The sequence below is a fragment of the Bacillus sp. mrc49 genome, from assembly GCF_002803435.1.
In genome coordinates this window covers 1-326 of record NZ_PHNG01000367.1, presented here as the reverse complement: position 1 = coordinate 326, position 326 = coordinate 1, and the positions used below count along the sequence as shown (strand labels likewise).

The 326-nt window shown below is 53.7% G+C and carries 1 rRNA gene; it reads left to right on the top strand.

Annotated elements, in window-relative coordinates:
• Window positions 1-326: ribosomal RNA gene (locus CVN76_RS02350) — 16S ribosomal RNA — on the top strand; the annotation flags it as partial.

Here is a 326-nt window from a genome sequence, read left to right as displayed (position 1 = left end):
GCGAAGAACCTTACCAGGTCTTGACATCCTCTGACAACCCTAGAGATAGGGCGTTCCCCTTCGGGGGACAGAGTGACAGGTGGTGCATGGTTGTCGTCAGCTCGTGTCGTGAGATGTTGGGTTAAGGCCCGCAACGAGCGCAACCCTTGATCTTAGTTGCCAGCATTCAGTTGGGCACTCTAAGGTGACTGCCGGTGACAAACCGGAGGAAGGTGGGGATGACGTCAAATCATCATGCCCCTTATGACCTGGGCTACACACGTGCTACAATGGATGGTACAAAGGGCTGCAAACCTGCGAAGGTAAGCGAATCCCATAAAGCCATT